The sequence below is a fragment of the Leptospira perolatii genome (genome assembly GCF_002811875.1).
GTDB lineage: Bacteria > Spirochaetota > Leptospiria > Leptospirales > Leptospiraceae > Leptospira_B > Leptospira_B perolatii.
The window spans coordinates 113,341-133,069 of the sequence record NZ_NPDZ01000008.1; the positions used below are offsets into that span (position 1 = coordinate 113,341).

Here is a 19,729-nt window from a genome sequence, read left to right on the forward strand (position 1 = left end):
GCTTAAACTTCATTTAACAATGATTGCTTTGGGAAATGTTGGGCAGGCCTGGACACATTGCCCACATCCTGTGCAGTCGGCCGAGAATGTCGGTTTGTTCTTTCTAAAATTTACTACATTCGGAATAGGGCATGCCAGTTGGCATGCTTCACAAGTTTTTTCCTCAGTTCTATAATTAATGCAATGTTCAAAAAGCGACTTTGCTTGACCAAAATTAGGAGAAGTCTTTGCGGTATAAGGTTTCAATGCATCTTCTTTGCATGCGTGAATACAAGGGAAATCTTTGCATAACATGCAAGCATTCAGGTTCACATCCATTCTAGGAGTACTTTTGCCTGTTGTCTCATCCGATATCGGAAATAATACTGAATAAGGACAAGAGTAAATACAATCTCCGCATCCTGTACATTTGGAAAGAAATCTTTTACCGCTTGGATCCGCACCAGGGGGAAATTGAAGATTACGAAAACTGAATGGTTTCTTTTTATTAGGTTTATACTGTGCTGGAAAGGCGGCTTTTTTTTCTGAGGGCGTTAAACCTTTCTGAGTTTTTTTTCCGGTTCGAGGATTCTTCTCTTTTGCGAGATTGGAGTCTTGCTCTGCTTTCGCTTTTTTAGGCTCAGCAACTTCTTTCCAGGTTTCTACGACTTCTTCCGCGCCTTCTTCTATTACCGAGAAAGCTTTCGATAAACTTTTGCGAAAGAAGTCTTTACGATTCATTCCTCTTTTACCCTTTCAATATGAGCACCTAGGGATCTCAGGCGAGTATCAATGTCTTGAAAGCCTCTATCGATTTGGACTATATTATGAATAAAGCTTGTACCTTCCGCACACAAAGCTGCGATGATCATCGCCATCCCGGCACGAATATCCGGACTAGCAACTTTTTGCCCGTACAGCCTGGACGGACCGATGACAACAGCTCGATGCGGATCGCATAAAATGATTTGGGCACCCATAGATATAATATTGTCCACGAAGAACAATCGTGACTCGAACATTTTTTCGTGAATCAATACAGTCCCCTTACACTGAGTCGAAGTGACGAGAGCAACAGATGTCATGTCTGCAGGAAACCCCGGCCAAGGAGCATCGTCTATTTTTGGAGTGGCGCCATGATAATCCGGAATGATTTCCATCGCTTGGTCAGAAGGAACTAGGATACCACCATCCTGTGGTCGAACTTCGATTCCTAGTCTGGAATAGACCATCCGAATCATTCGTATGTCTTCCAGGTCTACATCTCTGATAAAAATTTCTCCTCCAGTTACTGCGGCTAAACTGATAAAACTTCCAACTTCCAAATAATCAGACCCAATTCGATGAGATTTATTCGGTGCTTTAAGAGAAGTAACTCCTTCTATGATCAGGATATTCGAACCGATTCCGGAGATTTTTGCCCCAGCTTCCTTTAGAAAATTACAAAGTCTTTGAACATGAGGTTCGCTGGCGGCATGGCGCAAAATCGTAGTTCCTTCGGCGACTACTGCCGCCATAACTGCATTTTCGGTAGCAGTTACGGAGGCTTCGTCCAGCAGGATGTCGGTACCCCGAAGTCGATCTGCTTTGATTTCGTAGCCGTCCGGAAAAACTTCAATTTGAGCGCCTAATGACTGCAGAGCAAGAAGGTGGGTATCCATTCTTCTACGACCAATTTTATCACCGCCAGGGCGGGGTAGAAAGACTCTCCCAGTTTTGGCTAGAATCGGTCCGGCAAGGGTTACCGCTCCCCGAAGTTTGGAACAAAGTTCATAGGGCAAATCAGATTTTAGCTGTCCGTTGTTTCGAAAGGTAAATGTGCCTTCTCCGTGGTCTTCGATCTCTAAACCTAAAAGTCGTAGGACCTCTAACAGCATTAACACATCCGTAATCAGAGGGATGTTTTCGATCGTAATTTCCCCTGGAATCATGCAAACGGCACCTAAAATTGGCAATGCTTCGTTCTTGTTTCCCTGCGGAACGACAGTTCCATGGAGAGGATTTTTACCGATGATCTTGAAATATGAGGAACTCATTCCGGAACCCTTTTTCAGTTAAGGTCCTGGTGAAAGCTTGTCACTGCAAGCAATTACATGACGTAGGCCTTCGGCAATGAGCCGATTTAAAAAAACATTGTTCTGTAAGCAAATGACGGAACATATCCAGGCGCACACCAGGTCGAAATCGATTGACTTCTTATCAAATTTTATCGAAGAACGTTTGTATCAATGAATTCCTTCCTATCCAAATTTCACGAATTTCAAAAAACGAAATGGTTTGATCTGTTCTGCTATGTCTGGACAGCAACACTTTCTTTTCTAGCATTCTCCCCCTTTTACCTGAGCCATTTGGTTTGGATTTCTCCATTCGGTTTATTTTGGATTACCCACAAATATTCCGGTCAGTATAAGAAGCTTTTTCTGCACGGATTACTGTTCGGGATCGCATTTTATGTCATAGCCTTCCACTGGATTTATCACATGGCGGTTGTATTCGGAAATTTTCCAGGGCCAATTGCTGTGATAATCCTCATATTGGCCGGAGTACTTTTCGGTGCAAAATTTCCGATTTTCTTGATTTCCTATTCTTTCCTCTCTAGAAGAATCAATCGGCATAGCATATGGGTCGCAGGCTTTTGTGGTCTTGCTTCGGATATGATTGCCCCCCAACTATTTCCCTGGTATTGGGGAAACCTAATCGCAGGAAACATTCTACTCGCCCAAACCGTAGAGATCTCCGGAGTCTATGGACTGAGCTTTTTGGTCTTTGTAGTTTCCTACACATTGTTTGAGACAAATTTGTTGCACTTGCCGGAAATTCTTAGATCCAAAGAGAAGACTCTTCACTTTGCAAAATTCTGGGCATTGCCCTTTGCCTTGTTACTGGCCTTTTGGGTTGTAGGCACAGGGCTATACTTTAAATGGAAGGATGTTAAGCCCGCAAAGACTTTGGAAGTGTTAGTAGTACAACCGGATGCACCATTGAGTTTTAGAGACGGTCGTTCGGTTCGAGAATCCATAGAATTGTTGATGGGTCGGATCGATCAGTTAACGGATGCTGCGATCAGGCAAAAAGGAAAAAATCCTGATATGATCGTGCTCCCCGAAGCAGGAATTCCTTTTTTCTCGGCACACAAAACTCCAATCACGACGTCTACAGTAAGAATGTACTGGGAAAGATTTGATTCTCTCATGTTCCTTTTTGCTAACCGTTACAAAGCGAATGTCTTTTTTAATGAAATAGATGCTGGTTTCAAAAAGAAAAGTTCAGGAAGAGAATATCTCAGATATTATAATAATAACGTAATGTATGATCAAAATGGAGAAAGAAGAGAGGCTTATCAAAAACAATACTTGGTTCTCTTCGGGGAATATATGCCCTTTGAATTCATGTACGATATTAGCCCTCAAACTGGAAGATTTGAACCGGGAGAGTCTTTCCGTTTGATTCCTTATTACAACTCTGAAGGAGCTCCTAAACTTCCTTTGCCTCTCGGTTGGGATGACACAGAGTCTCTGTCTTTGGAAGCGATTCGAAAGTACTATGAACCTGCAAAAACTTCGATTTCCGAGTCAGGTTCTTTGCTGCCTTTGATATGTTATGAAGTAATACTTCCGGAATTCGTGAGGAAATTTAGGGATTCCGGAAATCCGGATTTTATCGCAAACCTAACAAATGATAAATGGTATGGGACTACCACAGAAAGCGATCAGCACTTTGAATTAGGAAGGCTGAGATCGATCGAATGGAGAAAGTGGATGGTGCGATCTACGAATTCTGGAATTTCTGGGTTCGTGGATCACTTGGGAAGATTTGTCCCGGGAAAATCGACAGGACTGATGAAAGCGGAAACTACTTGGGAACAGATCCAAGTCATTCCCTCGTCTCCGACATTTTACGTTCGATTCGGAAATCTTGTTCCATGGATCATGCTACTTTTGACCTCGATTTACTACGTGAACCTTTTGATCGCGCAATTGAGGGGCCAGAAAACAATCACTCGCTGATTTTTTCTGCTTGGGATCATAGATACCACAGTTGATGTGGAATCAATATTCCGGGGGGAAGTAAAGGAGCCCCCACCCTCGGCTTGGGAGGGGGGAGTGGCCCGTGGGAGCGCGCCCTCCCTATATCAGAAAAAGCTGATTGAATCAAGTGAAAATTTTCCGATCGCTGTGAAGGAAGTCCTACAAAAGGATCTATGGAACGGCAATTCCGATTGGACTTTGCTAAATAATTTAGCTCCTACTCAAATAGAATCTGCAACCGAGGCGAGTTCTTGGTAAGGAAGATTGCTGACCAAATAATAATGCACTCCATTGCTCAGGAAATGAATTGCGGAAATTGTTCCTAAAAAGTGCAGGTCTAATTCTTTCTTTCCATTCAGTCGGATTCCTTTCTTAATAGGGAATAGGGGAATTCCGTAATCCTTCATCTGGCTAATTCCCAGAATATAAGGTCCTTTTTGATAAAGCATCATGATTCCAGGGACTTGGCTGTCCAATTTGATGACCTTTACAAGCTCCAAGCCCTTCGTATATTCGGGAGTCCTGATTTTGAAATTCACGACCTTTTGCGCCGAATCCAGAGGATAATTCTTAGAAGAGAAATTCCAGGTTGCTATCACTGATCTATTAGGAAATTCAAATTTAAATTTTTCTGATTGAATAGAATCATTAAACGAAATGGAGTCGAATTCATACGAATAGGAATCTGATCCGTTTGGATTTATGATTTCGGTTTTTATCGGAAAGGAGTATTCATCATACACCCAGGTTCTCCATTTGAAAAAGAAATCATGGTTTTCCTTGGGTCTATACAGAAGCTCCACCGTTTTTTTTCCGGCGAGTTGATTCTCAGTGTCGCCAAGTTCCACTTCAAATTTCTTTACAGTCCAATTATAGATTTCCTCGTATAGATTCTTGGTTTGCTCTTCGTTTAGCAAATTCAGATTCAAGAATTCAACGCCGAATTTCGTGGACGGGTAGTAAATTTTCAGATTCGCTCCATTTTGGGAAACGATCGTGCCGGATAAATTTCCCTTGCTAGTAACCTTGGCGAAATACTGATTCGGCTTTTGCCATTTCACCTCGGATCGTATTAGGTTTTCTCCGATTTTCTCAGAGAGTATTCCTGAATACGATTTTAGCTTTAAGGCGTTTTCTATCGTAATATCCTTTCGGGCTTCAATCAAAATGTCCTTGCAACTTTCCATCGATACGATAGCTGCAATTATGAATAGAAAACGGAAAAAATATAATAAAAATCTCATACTATTGAACCTTAATAAAAAGTTGATCCCATTCGATAAAAAACAACGGAAGGGAAATAAGCAAAACACCGAATAAAATTAGCCGAGAAAAAAACTTGTAAAACTTTGATCTTCTCGCTCTGGTAGAAACGAAATTCGCGATGCTAGCCTCTAACAAGCATCCTGCTGATTGACAGGCAAAAAATAAACTTACGTAACCCATCTTTCGAATTCCGAACAGATACAAAACATACTCTAAAAACAGGGAAATTGTCCCAAAGCCGACTAGGATCTGAACAGTCTTCCATCGCGATACCGATCGCAGAAGCAGATTCCACTGCGGATAAAACTTTGTCCAAAAATCGGAAATGGACTCGGCGAATAAGGGAGAAGGAAATTTTTTTCTGAAGGAGTAACCTTCGAAAGAAAAATACCCCAGGATCAAAAACAAAAGTCCCCGAAAAATCAAATACAAACTAAATGCCTTTGAGATTAAAAGGATCCAATATTTAAAATCGGAATGATTCGTAGAGTACCAGCTCAGCGGAAGCAACAAAAGAGCACCTGTAACAAAGAAACCGAATCCGAGAGAAACAAATCCTAAAATGAGCCTTTTACTTGCAACCTTGTATATGCTCAAAGTTGATTCCGAACTTTTTCGGAACAATCGCTGAGAAGCAAATTCTGGGTAACAAAGAAAATAGAACAAAGTATCCGAAATGGAAAGTCTCCGCTCTCTTAAGCTAAAGTAAGAATAAATCTTAAGGGCGCTAAATATTCCGAAAACACTAGATACGATTTTCAAAATCTGCATTTGCTTGTGATTGATTTCCAAATAAAGTGGAAATCCCAAGAGCAACAAAATTTCGATCGCTCCTACAAACCAAGATAAGCCGTAAGCTCTGCTTTTTCTCAAAGATTCCTTGGTTGCCCATGCAGTCAGAATTTGAATTAGAACGAGTGAGTTCCAAAGCATCCATAAGTTGAATTCTTTTTCGGGTAAGTAATAATGGAGGATCACAAGAATAAACAGATAGAGAGAAAGAAACATCGAAAACAGAACAGAGTTCTGTGAAGCCGGAACCTTTGCTTCCGATTTAGATTCATACCCACCGAGTTTTTCGGACCAAGCAGGCGGTTTGGTCAGAAGATTCCAAAGATCGGAGAAATTTTTTATAAGGAAACTCTTCTTTACAATATTTGCATATTCATGGAATGCAATTACAAACGGATCTTGACTTGTCAGTCGTTTCGTGACCCCATAGATCACCTTTTCTTTTTCAGGTTCGTAGCTTCCGAAAAGACGATCCCATATAATCAGTACTCCACCGTAGTTCTTATCCAAATATTCTAGATTGCTACCATGGTGCACTCTGTGGTTCGAAGGAGTATTCAAAAATAGATCTATAAAAGGCAATCTAGGGATCAACTGAGTGTGAAGTACAGATTGATATAAAAGACTCATTGCCTGCATTGCAAAAATCATTTCTGCAGGATAACCTATCGCTGCGACAGGAATCCAAAATAGGATAGCGGGAAAAGGAGTCCAAGTTTGCCGGAGAGCGGTAGAAAGATTATAGTATTCCGAAGAATGGTGATTGATATGCGAAGCCCAAAAGAAATGCACTTCGTGGCTGAATCGATGGTACCAATAAAAGCATAAATCATCTAGGAAAAAAAGAACCAACCAGTATTCCCAACTGGTACCAATATGAATGGGCGAGAGGCTTGATAAAAAAGAATAGAGTGGATAAGAAAGTGCAAAGTAGGGGATATGAGTCAGTACATTTCCCCAATACATTGCGATATTTGCCCAGGCATCCCTGGCAGAATATAAATCTGATTTTTTCCAACGGCTTACGAAAGCCTCGGTCAAAACGAGAAAATTAAAGCCTAAAGCTATAGCTACGTATGAAATCGGTTCCATTTAAACAGCGAGCGAAATTTTGAATTCGTTTAATCTTAGGGATTAATTAGGTAATAAGAAAAGATACCGCGAAAGTATTTATCCTTTGGTAAAATTCCGCTTCCTTCCGGACTGACCGAACAATCCAAATGTGCGTCAGCTAGATAATAGAGTTGATATGGTTTGCTGAAAAAAAGTCGAATAAAAAACCTAAGAACCGAAGAAATGTTAGAAAGTACATAGATTTCTCCGATTAAGTCCTTCCTACTAATCGTCAAACTGCAATTATCCGAAGAATCCAAATAGAACTTTTCCTTGATCGGTAATTCGTAGTCAGAAAACGAATCGACTGCCGACTCTAAAACTTCTGACCTATGCACCTTTGCCGAGAATAAAATTTTCCCAGAAGGGTCAATCGAACTTACGGTTCGCAATTCTCCATTCGGAAAACTGTCATTTCCGATAAAGCCACCTGTAAACAGTCGTTCCTGCTTTGAATTGATGGATCGGAACAATTCCCATCTACGGCTGTACTTGTATACTTCGTAGTTAGTCAAAAGGTGCTCCATTCCGCCTTTTCCATTTAAGTCGATTTTATTACCGTTTATAATTAGGTATCCCCAAGCTGGCACGGAGGAAAAGGTCATATCCGCCTGAACGAATCTACCCTTTTTAGGAAGTGGAATTTTTCCTCCAGAAAGGGAAACTGCATGATACCATCTCGTCTTGTAATTAATCCTAAGCTTAGCTTCTTCAGTTTCCATCTGGATCTCAGGACCTTCTGCGCCTTTTATCACAGAGTTGCTTAGCATAGACAATTCCAGATTGCCGGGTTCTGCTTTTAAATCTTCTTCAGAAAATTCCTTGGTAAAGAAGCGAGTCCCATTTTGTTTATCGTAAACTACGATACTGATACCGCAGTTGTTTGTACCGGACCCGAGATTGCTCACGATAAAGGTTGCGAAAATCCAGACCTTGTCATCGGTAAAAGAATAGTTCCAAGCCTGAAAGTATCCTTCCTGGGGATACGGATGAAAAGAAAACTCAGATAGAGAAGTCTTTCTTGCTCGAAAAGTTTCCTCGATGGAGGGATCCGCATGGAACGATTTTGGCAAAAGAAAAATAACAAAGAAAAGAATTACAATCGTTCTGTTATTCTGAATTTTATTGTAGTTTTTAGGCCGCAACATGGGCATTAAGTCGTAATCTGCGCCAGGATAGCAGGCAAGTACTTCTCCTAGGTCGTTTTGAAAAATACTAGGAGAAGATTCGGTTCTTACAGACTTTTATTCAACGCAGGCCTCCAGATTTTCCACTTCTTCTTTGGAAATCATGCTGCAAGATTCTTCATAAATATCCGAAATGCATTTGATTCCAAAGATGGGATGATCTTGAATCCATCTTTCTAAAAAGTTTGTTCTCTCTTGCAAAATTCCGTCCAGATGAATCCAGGAATCCGTTTCGCTACCTTGTTCCGTTCGAATTTTTGCGAACACTACATATTCATAGACTCCGAATCTCTTAAAGTAAATCTCCGTATCTTCCACTCTTGTTTCCAAAAGTCTTTTTCTAAATTTTTGTGAATTACTTTCTTCTAAACTTCCTCTTAAATAGTCGTAGTATCTGTTTAGAATTCCGACGATTCTGAAAAAATCTTTTTGGTCCTTGATCAATTTTTTCCAGGAATAAGTTTCTGACTTTTCTTCCTTTTCTTTTAACATCCGTTTTTCCTCCGCAGACTGCGGGTCGAAAAAGAATTTGGTTGTATTAATTTTTGTTCGAACCAACGGAATTTTTAGAAAAAAATCCAGGGAATTTTCTCCAAAAACAACTAAGGAATAGAGAGAAGGAGAACAGATTTGATTCCGATCGAGAATCTTTACCGACGAGAGAGAAAAAGACTTCTTGCCTGGATTCGTTACAGAGTTTCGGATCCGGAAGACGCGGAAGATCTATTACAAGAGTCTTTTTATCAAGCTCTCACGGAATTGGATTCAGCGGGAACGATCGAATATTTGGTCGCCTATTTGTATGCTGTCGTTCGGAATAAAATAGGCGATTGGTATAGAAGGAAGAAGTCCAAAGCACATATCAGACCGGAGTTAGAATCCGAATTCGGTTTGGAGGATAGGATTCAGTCTAGGGAGAAAACACCCGAGCAGGATTTCTACCGCCAGTTGATTTTAGAAGAACTTGCTTTGGCGATCGAAGAACTTCCGCATGAGCAAAGGTTTGCTTTTGTAGAGAACGTAATTCATCGGAGAACTTTTCGGGAAATTAGCCAAGAGACTGGTGTACCTGAAGGAACTCTTTCTGCAAGAAAGACTTATGCAAAGGAATTCCTGTCTAGAAGATTGCAAGAATTGAAACCTCTTTTTCTCGAAGAATTTAATTAAGGAAAATGACTATATGCACGGATTACTAAATTCGAACAGAGGCAGAATGAGAAGACGATTCGGATGGATTTTAATTGTTCCAATTTTGTTCTTAGCGATGGGGGCTTTGGTCTGGCAGTTATGGAATTATTTAATGCCCGATCTATTTCATCTAAGTCAGATTAGCTATCTGCAGGCTTGCGGATTATTACTACTTTCTCATATTTTATTCAGGGCAGGTAGAGGAGGAGGCCACGGTCCTTGGGGAAGACATGCTCGAATGAAACACCGGGAACACTGGAAAAAGGAACACACAGTTCATTAGAAAATCTTGAAAATCAAGGACGCTCGCTTTGCATTCAATACCGTTTCGCTCGCTTTTGATTTGATTCGCGAGTTATTTTTTGGATCTGAGAATCCGGTTTTTTGCTTGGAAAGCGGAAATCGATCGAGCGTTATACTGTAAGGATCTATGCGTGATTTATTATTGAATTCTTGAGTAATGAGTAGTATTCATTCTAATTAGGATTTTGAATTAGTTCTAAGAAAAGATCATGACGTGATGAGTCGGATATAGATTGCCAAAAAAGCTAATTAAAAAAAATCTACAATTACCACTATGGTTATGGAATTGTTGGGCCTGTTCTGGACCGAAAAGATCAAGCTCAGCCAGTATATTATCCAAACCGTAAAAGATCTGAGCGACGTCCAGCTTGATCACCCCGATTCGCTTGGGGAAACGGTTCGACGCTACCTAAATTCAATGGTAGCCTCCGATTTTTTGTTCCGACTTTCTTTGCCAGTTTCAGTCGGAATCAGCTCTGTACTTCCGCTTTCCAGACAATCCGAAGCAGATATAGAAAAAGACCTCGTGAAGGTTAGGGACTTATTCGGATCTCCAGCCCTTCCCGTCGGATTAAAGGAGATTATAGTCACTTCAGCGGAAGAGCTATACTATGATACTTGCAATCCAAGTCTTAAGCCGGTATTAGATCGATGGATCAAAATACTTCGCAGAATAGAAAAGACCATTCAGAACGTGTCCAAAAAAGATTCGCTAAAGTACAGATATTTTTCGGTTTTAGGAGTGATCTCCTTACCGGTGGCGATTAACTATTTCGGGACCCAGAACCTATTTTATTTTCGGAATGGAATCTTAAAGATCAAGGAGAATCCTTCTTTCCCCAAGTCCTAAGCTCCTTGATGATGGATAAATAACATAACTATAATACGCAATCCGTGCTTACCTTAAGGAGAATCGAATGTCAAAGATCAAGGTGAAAACTCCTCTTGTGGAGTTGGACGGGGATGAGATGACCCGGATCATTTGGAAAGAAATTAAAGATCGTTTTATTAATCCATATTTGGATATTCAGCTGGATTATTACGATCTCGGAGTTGAATACAGAGATAAAACCGACGACAAAGTCACAGTAGACTCGGCTCACGCGATACAAAAATACGGGGTAGGAGTGAAATGCGCCACCATTACTCCTAACCAAGATCGTGTGAAAGAGTACAACCTAAAGAAAGAGTGGAAATCTCCCAACGGAACTATCAGATCAATTCTGGACGGAACAGTTTTCAGAAAACCTATCATTGTAAATAACATTCCGGCCGCTCTCCGTTCCTGGAAAAAACCGATCACAGTAGGTCGTCACGCATACGGAGATCTTTATAAAGACACCGAGCTATACATTCCGGAAGCCGGAAAAGTAGAAATCGTATTTACCAGCAAGTCTGGAAAAGAAGAGAGAGCTCTGATTCACGATTTTGACGGTCCTGGCGTAGTAATGGGACAGCACAATCTTGATAAGTCCATCCAAAGCTTCGCTCAAGCTTGCTTTAACTATGCTATTTCAGAGAAAATTGATATTTGGTTTGCGACCAAAGATACGATTTCCAAAAAATACCATGCTCGATTCAGAGCTATCTTTGATGACGTTTCTGCAAAGAGAGCTGATGAGCTGAAAAAAGCTGGAATTCAATATTCTTACTATTTGATCGACGACGCTGTAGCTCAAATCGTGAAAAACGAAGGTGGAATGCTCTGGGCATTGATGAATTACGACGGAGATGTAATGTCGGATATGGTAGCCTCCGGTTTTGGATCTCTCGGATTAATGACTTCGGTCTTGGTTTCTCCGGACGGAAAATTCGAATATGAAGCTGCTCACGGAACAGTGACCAGGCACTATCGAAAGTACCAGAAGGGAGAATCCACTTCCACAAATTCAGTCGCTTCTATTTTTGCTTGGACAGGAGCCCTGGCGAAGAGGGGAGAACTGGATGGAACACCTGATGTAGTTGCTTTCGCACATAAATTGGAGAAAGCAGTAATCGACACGATCCAGGGCGGGGAAATGACAAAGGATTTGACTTTGTTGTGTACCGACCCGAATGCAAAATCGTTGGATACCTTCCAGTTTATGGAGGCGGTCCAAAAACGTTTATAGAAAACAGGTTTCTACTTGGATCTTGCGAACAAAAAAGGTAAGAGTCGGGGTAGAATCCGACTCTTTCTATTTCTACTCCTAGTTTCCAGCTCTCTTCTGGCGCAAAGGATAAAGCTTCCGAAAGAACCGACTCCGCCGACAGAACCTGGAGCCGATGTAAGAGGAGATTCAAATTCTAATGGCTCGGAAAATTCTTCTTCGAATTCCAAATCGGAAGCCGAATCCAAGGTAAAAGTATATCTCTGCGACGGTAGAACCGTTACCGGAACATGGAAGGATGCACCCAAAGAGTTTTCGTTCAAGCACAAAAAGGAAGACGTGGTTTATTCAAAAACCTTAAAGTATTCTGAAATTTCTAAAATACAAATCAAAGCTTGGAAAATGCAAAAGGGAAAACCTACGAAGAAAGGAATTCCATATAAAGTAGAGCCTTGGGATGCTCAATTCAGGACTAAGACTAACGAATTATTCGAAATTAGCGGAGATATAAAGAAAGATTTGCTTTTGATTCGGGTACAAAATGAGCAGGGAGAAGCAACACTTTACTCTTATTGGATGGACCTGCTCTATGAAAACAAATCTTGGTTTTCAAAATTGCCTCCAATAGAAGGTGAAATTAGAAAGGAGTGCTATCCTGACGTCGTGATTGGAGTAGAATTTCTTTCCTGACAATCATTCAGAAATCTTCTCATTCAGAAATTCTACGATATGATCTGTTACATAAGGTTTCATTAATAGTTCGATCCAATCCGGAATTTTCTGCTCCTTTAAATCTTCTTTTGCCGCCGCCGATGTAATTGCAAAAACCAGGGAATTTTCTCCATAGATGGATTTGATGGTTTCACAAAGCACAAGTCCAGAAATACCCGGCATATATAAATCTGTCAAAATAGCGAAATAATCTTGGAAATCGCGGGACAAGATGGAGAGAGCGTCCTCTCCAGAAGTGGCGGTATCCACTTTTCCACCTCGAATTTCAAGAAGCCTCTTTAGAATTACGAGATTCATTTCAGAATCATCTACAATAAGGATTTTCTTATTTATCTTTTGATTTAGAATTTTTCTTTTCTTTGTAACCGGCTTATCAACCACCTCGAGGTTCGGTTTTTCGATGTACGCGTCCTTCAGAATCGATGCAATTACAGATCTAAATATTGTTAGATCGGCTGATTTTTCTATAAACCCGTCTGCTCCAGCTTCAGTAGCTTTTTTTCTGTTCTCATTACTATAATCGGATGTTACTACTAGTATACTCGCGTTCCGTGATTTATACGGTTTGCCGTCTAATATTTCGTGTCGGACCTTTTTGCAAAAATCGAATCCAGTGCCTTCTTCTAAATAGACACCGACTGTGATTAAGTTAAAGAATTCTTTTGAAGCGAGTTCGGATGCATGCAGAATATTGATGGCTTCCTTTACTTCATATTCTTCCGAGGCAAATTCATCACTGATAATCCTTCTGGTTACTTTACCGGGATCTACGATCAGAATTCGAAATTTAGAGGGAAAGCTCATGGTTGAAATAGATTGAAGTAGTTTGCGATATAGCTCCCGGAAAACCATACCTCCTTTGTTCAAGGAAAGGAGCGTAGAAGTTTTATTCTCTCACTAAAATCCCAATTTGGGAAGAAAATCTGAATCAGCTCAAAATTATAATCTACTCTAACTTGTTCTTCAAGTGAGCAGTGTATTTTTTTATCGAATCTCGAATCGCTTCTAGTATTTCCGATAGATCCGAGAAATGATTTTCGTCTAGATCCACCCAGTCCCATCCCCCTTTATCTGTCTTATTCAAGTTCAGATAAAAGATTGGCTGTGACCTTGTACCTAAAACCGGCCTTAGAGGGACGATTGTAAAGGATCCCATTGAAGAAAAGATTGCCTCAAATTCATCCGAAGCCAAAGAGAATTCGAACCGTTTAGGCCAATCTTCTTGTCCTACATCTTTAAAATAGAGTACGGAAAACAACTGATCGATTAGGATCTGGGACTGCTTGCTTTGTTCTATAAGAGGGTTCTGAATTTTATGCGAATCTAATTCATTCTTTGCTTGGTCCCACATTTGGTCTAGTGCTTCGAGTGATAGTTCGGAAAAAGAAAGCCCTTTGCGGGAACACTCCATTTCCATAAGTTCGATTCTTTTTTTAAATTTAGAATTTGTTCTAGTAAGAGCTGATTCGGAAGAAAGCCCTAACTTCCTAGCTAAGTTTACGATTGTAAATAAAAGATCCCCTAATTCTTCTTCCATTCGAATCTGGTTTGTTGTGACTTCTGATCTGACATTTATCTCGGAGATGAATTCTTCTAGTTCTTCCCTTAATTTTTCTTCGACTCCTTTGATGTCTTTCCAATCGAATCCGGCCTTTGCCGCCTTTTTCTGGAACTTTTCTGCCTTTAACAGAGAGGGAAAGGTTTCTGGAACACCCGAAAGAATCGATGCGCCTTTTTGAGTTCGTTTCAATTCGGGCGCCCTTCCCCTTTTTTCCTTTTCTTTTTGCTTGAGCGAATCCCAGTTCTCGACTACATCACTAGCAGTTTTCAGTGAATGATCCTTTGATTCAAAGACGTGAGGATGTCTTAATATTAATTTTTCTGCAACATCCTTCGCTACGTCTTCAAAATGAAAAGAACCTCTTTCGGCAGCAATCTGAGAATGAAGAGTGACTTGGAACAAAAGATCTCCTAGTTCTTCTTTTAGGTGCTCGTCATCTGACCTTAATAATGCATCTACTACTTCTTGGGATTCCTCTATGATATAAGGAATCAAAGTTAAATGGGTCTGTTCTCTATCCCAAGGACATCCGTTTTCACTCCGCAACTTTGCGGTTATGTCGCGGAGATATTCCATGTAAGTAGGAAATTGGTTTTTGTCGGGAGCGTCCATTTGATGCCAGGCTTTGGCGGTTACAGGGAATGCCCACCATTTTTCTCAACAGTACTTTCTTTGTGAATTGATTGACGATTCGATTTACACTCATACCATATACGAAAAATCGGCAAAGTTTTTCGGGTCAAAGAAATCCGAAAGGGATGTCGAAATCATAAAGGATTCCGGAAGTCATGAATTCATCTAGAAACATAGCAGCCCTGGTTTTACTCGTTATCGCGTTCGCGAGCAGATTTATCCCTCACGTACCGAACTTTACACCTATACTCGCGATTTCACTTTTTGGTGGAGTTTATTTTACGGATAAAAGAGTCGCGATCCTCCTGCCTCTCAGCGCAATGCTAATGAGTGATTTGATTAAAGGATTCCACGACTTAATTCCAGTTGTATATGGAATGTTCGCACTGTTTGCATATGTAGGAACTAGAATTAGAGAAAACCTTTCTGTCGGAACCGTCGCCTTGGCTGGATTGGCCGGAGCTCTTTCCTTTTACTTGGTCACGAACTTTTTTGTATGGCTGACTTCTGGAATGTATTCCCTAGATCTTTCCGGACTTCTTACCTGTTATGTTGCAGCAATTCCATTCTTTAAGAATTTCTTGATAGGAACTGCGGTCTACATGCCAATTCTATTCGGTGGATTTTATCTTCTGGAAAAAACCGGAGTTGTGAAAGCAAGACAAGAAGTCTAATCACAACTATTTCCACTCCGGCCCCACCCCCACGGTGGGGCTTTACAGCGCCAGGTTATCGCGCGCTGAGAATTCAAAGAATCAAAGAAGCACCAATGTAAATTCCATAGAATTTATCATGAACTTCCTTGCTCAATGCAGATTGCGTTGCTGTTTGATCTAGGGGCTTGGATAGAGTGTTCATGAACAACAAGTCACCGGGAGAATTGGGAAACACAGTCGGGTTATAATTGTAACCGGAAACTTTGCTTACGAGTTCAGTGTACTGGAACCCGAGAGTAAATTTCAGCCATCTAGTTCGCAGCAACGAAATTCCGAAATCCACTTCGTAACCCACTCTGGAAAGAAGGTTATCCTTGATCCCACCGCTTGGTTCAGTGCTTAAAATATAAGGTGTACCACCAAGTCCTGTCACTGTTCCGTGAGTCGTCCTTGCAAATCTACCTAAAGTGCGAAAGTAATCCGCACGAAAATGTCCGACCAAGTTCGAAGCAAAATTCTTTATGATACGAAAGCCTAACTGAGGACCGAGTCCTCCTGCTTTCTCTTCCAGGCTACCAAAGCCGTAATTCCCGGGTAAGTTTCCATATTCTCGAGAGAATATGTCCAGATTTCTAATCCCGACAGAAGGACCGATTTTTGCTCCGGATCCGGATGTAATATACCAAGCCAGGTTTAGGGAGTAATCTCTTCTCCTATATTCTGGTGTATGAAATTGCAGTGCAGATCCCGCCGGCACAGAAGGCGAAGTATCTATCGTAGTGTAGGAAGGTCTGACTCTAAAGTCTAGATAGTTTACCTCGACTGCAAAGGACCTTTCCTTGTTCATGTACTGGAATTTTACCGGAAAGGCAGACCGTGAATTTCCTTGGGGATCGGAATAAGCCACTACGTTATTATTCAATAAATTCGGATTGATTCCGGCCCCGTTCGCTGAGGCGATCGTACTTTGATAAAATCCGTTAGCAGACAATAGAGTATTTATTTCGTTAGCACCTATGTTCTTGTTCCTAGCCAATGTCTCAGATTGCCAGGTAGATTGAAGAGAACTAAACTGAAATTCGAATGTCGCGGCATCATAAGGTTTATCTAATTCTTTATCCAGAATTTGGTTTCTAACTTTGACCGCTTGGCTTCTCTTCTCGGTCGCCAGATTCAGTAATCTGCGTTTCTCCGTAAAATTTTGGGATCGATTTGCTTGGTCTTCAAGATCGTCGGCCTCTCTTTCCAGTTTGTCCGGATCGGGTAAGGCTCCCTGGGAAGTTAACGGAAAAGTGATAGCGAAAAGTGCGACCATCAGTATGAGAAGCGACAGGGTACTGGTTTTTTTTCTAAAAAAGGATTTCAAATGGCACCTCTTCCGATTTTGCAATCGGAGATCCTAAGGCTCCAGACGCGGAAAGACCATTCATTTTTTGCCGCTTCGGAGTAAAAAGTGAACCGGATCGGGAATATACGAGTGCGAAACTCCTTGCCTATCAGACGTACGGCTCCAGCCTGGTTTTCGAATGAGTCCGGCAATTTGTGTTTTCTGCGGTTCTAGACCAGGCAAGGATCCAAAATATCTTCAAGCTGCCGAGTACATCGGATATCTTTTAGCCAGCGAAAAGATCGGACTGGTTTACGGCGGAGCAAGCTCAGGGCTAATGGGAGCAGTCGCGAATGCGGTTCTTGCGAAAGGTGGAAAGGTTACGGGAATTTTACCCGAATTTTTATCCAATAAAGAATTAGCTCATAACGGAATCGATGAGCTAATTCTAGTCCAGACAATGCACGATCGTAAATTTCTAATGTATGAGCGATCTCTTGCATTCATTGCGTTACCAGGTGGGATTGGTACTTTAGAGGAACTTGTAGAAGTTACTTCCTGGAACCAGCTCGGTGTTCTTTCCAAGCCGCTAGGTCTTTTGGATGTGAATGGATTTTTTCAACCACTTTTAAAGCAGCTGAACCACATGGTAGATGAAGGCTTTCTTGATCCTGAAACTAGAGATAGAATTATCGTAGATTCAGATCCAGATGCTCTCTTCGAAAAAATATTAAAACGCGTAAGACTTGCTTAATGAAGAGAATCAAGTTCTAATTCTTTTCTTCATCTCCTTCTAAAAAAGGCTTAAATACTCGCAATAGTAAAGGGCTATCCGAAGATTCTGCCACGGAAAGTGGAGAGTTCCCCTCTTTATCTGTGGAAAAAGGAGATGCCCCGTTTTTGATTAGAAGTTCCGCCAGATCTGCCTTTCCGGCTTTTGTGGCGAGTAACAATGGCGTTCTTCCGTAGTTGTCCCTTACTTCTGCAGGATATCCTGCACTCAATATTCTTTCTACAATATCAATTTTTCCAGAATCGGATGCCCTAAAGAGCAAAGTAAAAGTCGCTTTATCAATAATTTTTAAAGTATGATGAAACTTCATTCGGTCAGCTTCTTCTTTTGCATTGCGACCCGCGAGGTTTCTTGAAAGTGGATCTGCTCCAAGTCTGAGAAGCCTCTCGAGGCACTCAACGCTGTCGTAGAGAGCCGCCAGAAGTAGGGCAGTGTTTCCGTCCTGATCCTTACTTTCAAGTAGTGAACGGATTTCTTTATTCTCCGCAAAGAAATCTAATATTTCAAAATCATTATGTAGTGCGGTTAGGTGAAGAATTGTTCTTCCTTCGGAATTTTTCTTTTTGGGATCTGATCCTTTGGAGACCAGATACTCTACCATATCGTAGTGGCCCAAATCTACCGCGAGCAAGAGAGGAGAATAACCCTCTCCGTTTCTCGCTTCCAAATCTGGAATCTGATCCGGAAGATCAAAAATGTACTCCAAAATTTCCATTTTGCCTGAACTGATCGCCCTGGTTAAAGGAGTGTTTCCATCAAGATCTCGTAAAGTAGGATCGGCTCCGTATTCTAAAAGTAATCGAATAATAACCGTATTTTCGGTTTCTATGGAGAGCAGAAGTGCGGTCTCTCCTCTCGAGCTGGTCTCATTCGGATCCGAACCATATTCCAAAAGAAGTTCCGCAGCCTCTTTATTTCCCTCTTTGATCGCCCAGTAAAGAAGCCCGCAACCGTACGAATCTCGGACCTCGGGGAATTCCTCAGAGAATCCATCCCGAGTAGCTGCTTCGGATAAAAGCGCCCGAAGCGTACCGTTATTTCCGGTCTTTACTGCTCTAAAGAGGTCGTTCCAGTCCAACGAAATTCTCCAGTAAATAGTAAAGCCCTAATGTGCTTATGAAAGAGAGAGGAATTCCTACACCAAGGAGCGATATTGCTAGTCTCGGTCTGAGTCCCCATTCCGAGGCAAGTAGGCTTCCGGTAATCATCGGTGCCATTCCTGCCTCCAGTACAAGAACCTTGAATTCTCGGATTTGGTCGGCGGAAAAGTTTGTACTGAAAACCCGGCTCATGAAATGATAAATCCCGGCGAAGCTAATCCATATGAAAATTGGTCCAAGCAATAATTTGTACGCTAAGCCCCAAAAAAGAGGAGAAGAGGTCTCTCCCGACAAATTTTCGGCATTTTGCTCCTTCGAATTGATGGGCCCGAGTAACGGAAGTTGAAATCCCACAGAAAAAAGGGCTAGAGGAGTCAAAGTGTCTCCCAATCTAGTGATCGCTAAATCCAGCTCCACAGGAACAACAAACGGTCTGCTCAGAAGTGCAATCCACATCGCAATGAATGGAGGGAATTTGATCAGTTTCCATACAATGCTCCTGATATTCAATTTTACGGAGGAATCAGAAAGTAACAAGGCCCTTGTCCCTAGATAAGTCCCGGGGAGAGCCAAAACCAGAAAAGTTCCTAGCTGATCGATCACTACAGCGGTAGGAACTCCTTCCTTTCCAAAATATAGCTCCACAATCGGCACACCTAAAAACGAAGTATTCCCTAACCCTGCAGATAAACAGAGACAAGCCTTAGTTCTTGCATCCCAATTGAATTTTTTTCCCAAAATGTAAAAGAACACTAGTGAAACCCCAAATAATAACCAAGGCATTCCGGAGATTACTAGGAAGTTTTGATCAAGTTGCACTTTTCTCAGTGCAACGAATTCTAAACAAGGAAGTGAAACTGAGATGATAAACGCATTTACCGATTTATGAGAATCTAAAGGAAGTTTTCCCCAAATTCCAAAAAGTATACCTGCTAAAAAACAAATTCCGATTACAAAGAGATTCGACATAGTTGCTCTGCC

19 protein-coding genes are annotated in these 19,729 nt (G+C 41.3%); 8 read left to right on the forward strand and 11 right to left on the reverse strand.

Translation table 11 applies throughout. The features are described 5' to 3' along the window. Nucleotides 1–9: 9 nt before the first annotated feature. Complete coding sequence (locus CH373_RS13270) at nt 10–720, reverse strand: 4Fe-4S dicluster domain-containing protein (RefSeq protein WP_100713585.1); 711 nt, start codon at nt 718–720, stop codon at nt 10–12. Further along, a complete protein-coding gene (murA, locus tag CH373_RS13275) occupies nt 717–2,015 on the reverse strand; it encodes a UDP-N-acetylglucosamine 1-carboxyvinyltransferase (RefSeq protein ID WP_100713584.1) in 1,299 nt (432 codons plus the stop codon). The genes CH373_RS13270 and murA overlap by 4 nt, the downstream gene beginning before the upstream one ends. 192 nt (nt 2,016–2,207) lie before the next feature. On the opposite strand from murA, the gene lnt reads away from it, so the two are divergent. Further along, nucleotides 2,208–3,986, forward strand: coding sequence for an apolipoprotein N-acyltransferase (gene lnt / locus CH373_RS13280; RefSeq protein WP_100713583.1), 1,779 nt, complete (start codon nt 2,208–2,210; stop codon nt 3,984–3,986). A gap of 242 nt (nt 3,987–4,228) precedes the next feature. Here the strand turns inward: lnt and CH373_RS13285 are convergent, their stop codons facing one another. The 4 genes from CH373_RS13285 to CH373_RS13300 all read right to left on the reverse strand — a co-directional run bounded on the left by CH373_RS13285 (nt 4,229) and on the right by CH373_RS13300 (nt 8,857). Next, nucleotides 4,229–5,251 carry a LolA family protein gene (locus CH373_RS13285; protein ID WP_100713582.1) on the reverse strand — a complete coding sequence of 341 codons (1,023 nt, stop codon included), beginning with the start codon at nt 5,249–5,251 and terminating at the stop codon, nt 4,229–4,231. A gap of 1 nt (nt 5,252) precedes the next feature. Then, nucleotides 5,253–7,157: a sterol desaturase family protein gene (locus CH373_RS13290; RefSeq protein ID WP_100713581.1), complete on the reverse strand. Its 1,905-nt coding sequence runs from the start codon at nt 7,155–7,157 to the stop codon at nt 5,253–5,255. A 35-nt stretch (nt 7,158–7,192) separates the two neighbouring features. Next, a complete protein-coding gene (locus tag CH373_RS13295; protein ID WP_100713580.1) occupies nt 7,193–8,326 on the reverse strand; it encodes a hypothetical protein in 1,134 nt (377 codons plus the stop codon). Nucleotides 8,327–8,422: 96 nt separating this feature from the next. Then, entirely contained in the window at nt 8,423–8,857 is a 435-nt protein-coding gene (locus CH373_RS13300; RefSeq protein ID WP_100713579.1) for an LIC_13246 family protein, read from the reverse strand. A 138-nt stretch (nt 8,858–8,995) separates the two neighbouring features. Between CH373_RS13300 and CH373_RS13305 the strand changes: the two genes are divergently transcribed. The 5 genes from CH373_RS13305 to CH373_RS13325 all read left to right on the forward strand — a co-directional run bounded on the left by CH373_RS13305 (nt 8,996) and on the right by CH373_RS13325 (nt 12,636). Then, the gene (locus CH373_RS13305; RefSeq protein WP_100713578.1) at nt 8,996–9,532 is read left to right on the forward strand and encodes an RNA polymerase sigma factor; all 537 of its coding nucleotides are present in this window, start codon (nt 8,996–8,998) and stop codon (nt 9,530–9,532) included. A 13-nt stretch (nt 9,533–9,545) separates the two neighbouring features. Continuing rightward, the gene (locus CH373_RS13310) at nt 9,546–9,836 is read left to right on the forward strand and encodes a hypothetical protein (RefSeq protein WP_100713577.1); all 291 of its coding nucleotides are present in this window, start codon (nt 9,546–9,548) and stop codon (nt 9,834–9,836) included. A gap of 294 nt (nt 9,837–10,130) precedes the next feature. Then, nucleotides 10,131–10,706, forward strand: coding sequence for a hypothetical protein (locus CH373_RS13315; RefSeq protein ID WP_100713576.1), 576 nt, complete (start codon nt 10,131–10,133; stop codon nt 10,704–10,706). 67 nt (nt 10,707–10,773) lie between these two features. Beyond that, nucleotides 10,774–11,967 carry an NADP-dependent isocitrate dehydrogenase gene (locus tag CH373_RS13320; RefSeq protein ID WP_100713575.1) on the forward strand — a complete coding sequence of 398 codons (1,194 nt, stop codon included), beginning with the start codon at nt 10,774–10,776 and terminating at the stop codon, nt 11,965–11,967. 15 nt (nt 11,968–11,982) lie between these two features. Further along, nucleotides 11,983–12,636 (forward strand): hypothetical protein, encoded by a 654-nt coding sequence (locus tag CH373_RS13325; protein ID WP_207761461.1) that lies wholly within the window; start codon nt 11,983–11,985, stop codon nt 12,634–12,636. Nucleotides 12,637–12,639: 3 nt separating this feature from the next. On the opposite strand, the gene CH373_RS13330 is transcribed toward CH373_RS13325, so the two are convergent. Then, complete coding sequence (locus CH373_RS13330; RefSeq protein WP_100713574.1) at nt 12,640–13,530, reverse strand: response regulator; 891 nt, start codon at nt 13,528–13,530, stop codon at nt 12,640–12,642. A gap of 94 nt (nt 13,531–13,624) precedes the next feature. Further along, nucleotides 13,625–14,851 (reverse strand): nucleoside triphosphate pyrophosphohydrolase, encoded by a 1,227-nt coding sequence (gene mazG / locus CH373_RS13335; protein ID WP_100713573.1) that lies wholly within the window; start codon nt 14,849–14,851, stop codon nt 13,625–13,627. 176 nt (nt 14,852–15,027) lie between these two features. Here mazG and CH373_RS13340 point away from each other — a divergent pair, with 176 nt between their 5' ends. Continuing rightward, nucleotides 15,028–15,546 carry a DUF6580 family putative transport protein gene (locus tag CH373_RS13340; RefSeq protein WP_100713572.1) on the forward strand — a complete coding sequence of 173 codons (519 nt, stop codon included), beginning with the start codon at nt 15,028–15,030 and terminating at the stop codon, nt 15,544–15,546. A gap of 73 nt (nt 15,547–15,619) precedes the next feature. Here CH373_RS13340 and CH373_RS13345 read toward each other — a convergent pair whose 3' ends face one another. Beyond that, entirely contained in the window at nt 15,620–16,894 is a 1,275-nt protein-coding gene (locus tag CH373_RS13345) for an LA_2444/LA_4059 family outer membrane protein (RefSeq protein ID WP_243393390.1), read from the reverse strand. A gap of 160 nt (nt 16,895–17,054) precedes the next feature. Here CH373_RS13345 and CH373_RS13350 point away from each other — a divergent pair, with 160 nt between their 5' ends. After that, nucleotides 17,055–17,609: an LOG family protein gene (locus tag CH373_RS13350; RefSeq protein ID WP_100713571.1), complete on the forward strand. Its 555-nt coding sequence runs from the start codon at nt 17,055–17,057 to the stop codon at nt 17,607–17,609. Between the two features lie 16 nt (nt 17,610–17,625). Here the strand turns inward: CH373_RS13350 and CH373_RS13355 are convergent, their stop codons facing one another. Next, nucleotides 17,626–18,726, reverse strand: a complete 1,101-nt coding sequence (locus tag CH373_RS13355; protein WP_100713570.1) for an ankyrin repeat domain-containing protein — start codon at nt 18,724–18,726, stop codon at nt 17,626–17,628. Further along, nucleotides 18,704–19,717, reverse strand: a complete 1,014-nt coding sequence (locus tag CH373_RS13360; protein ID WP_100713569.1) for an AEC family transporter — start codon at nt 19,715–19,717, stop codon at nt 18,704–18,706. The genes CH373_RS13355 and CH373_RS13360 overlap by 23 nt, the downstream gene beginning before the upstream one ends. Nucleotides 19,718–19,729: the final 12 nt, after the last annotated feature.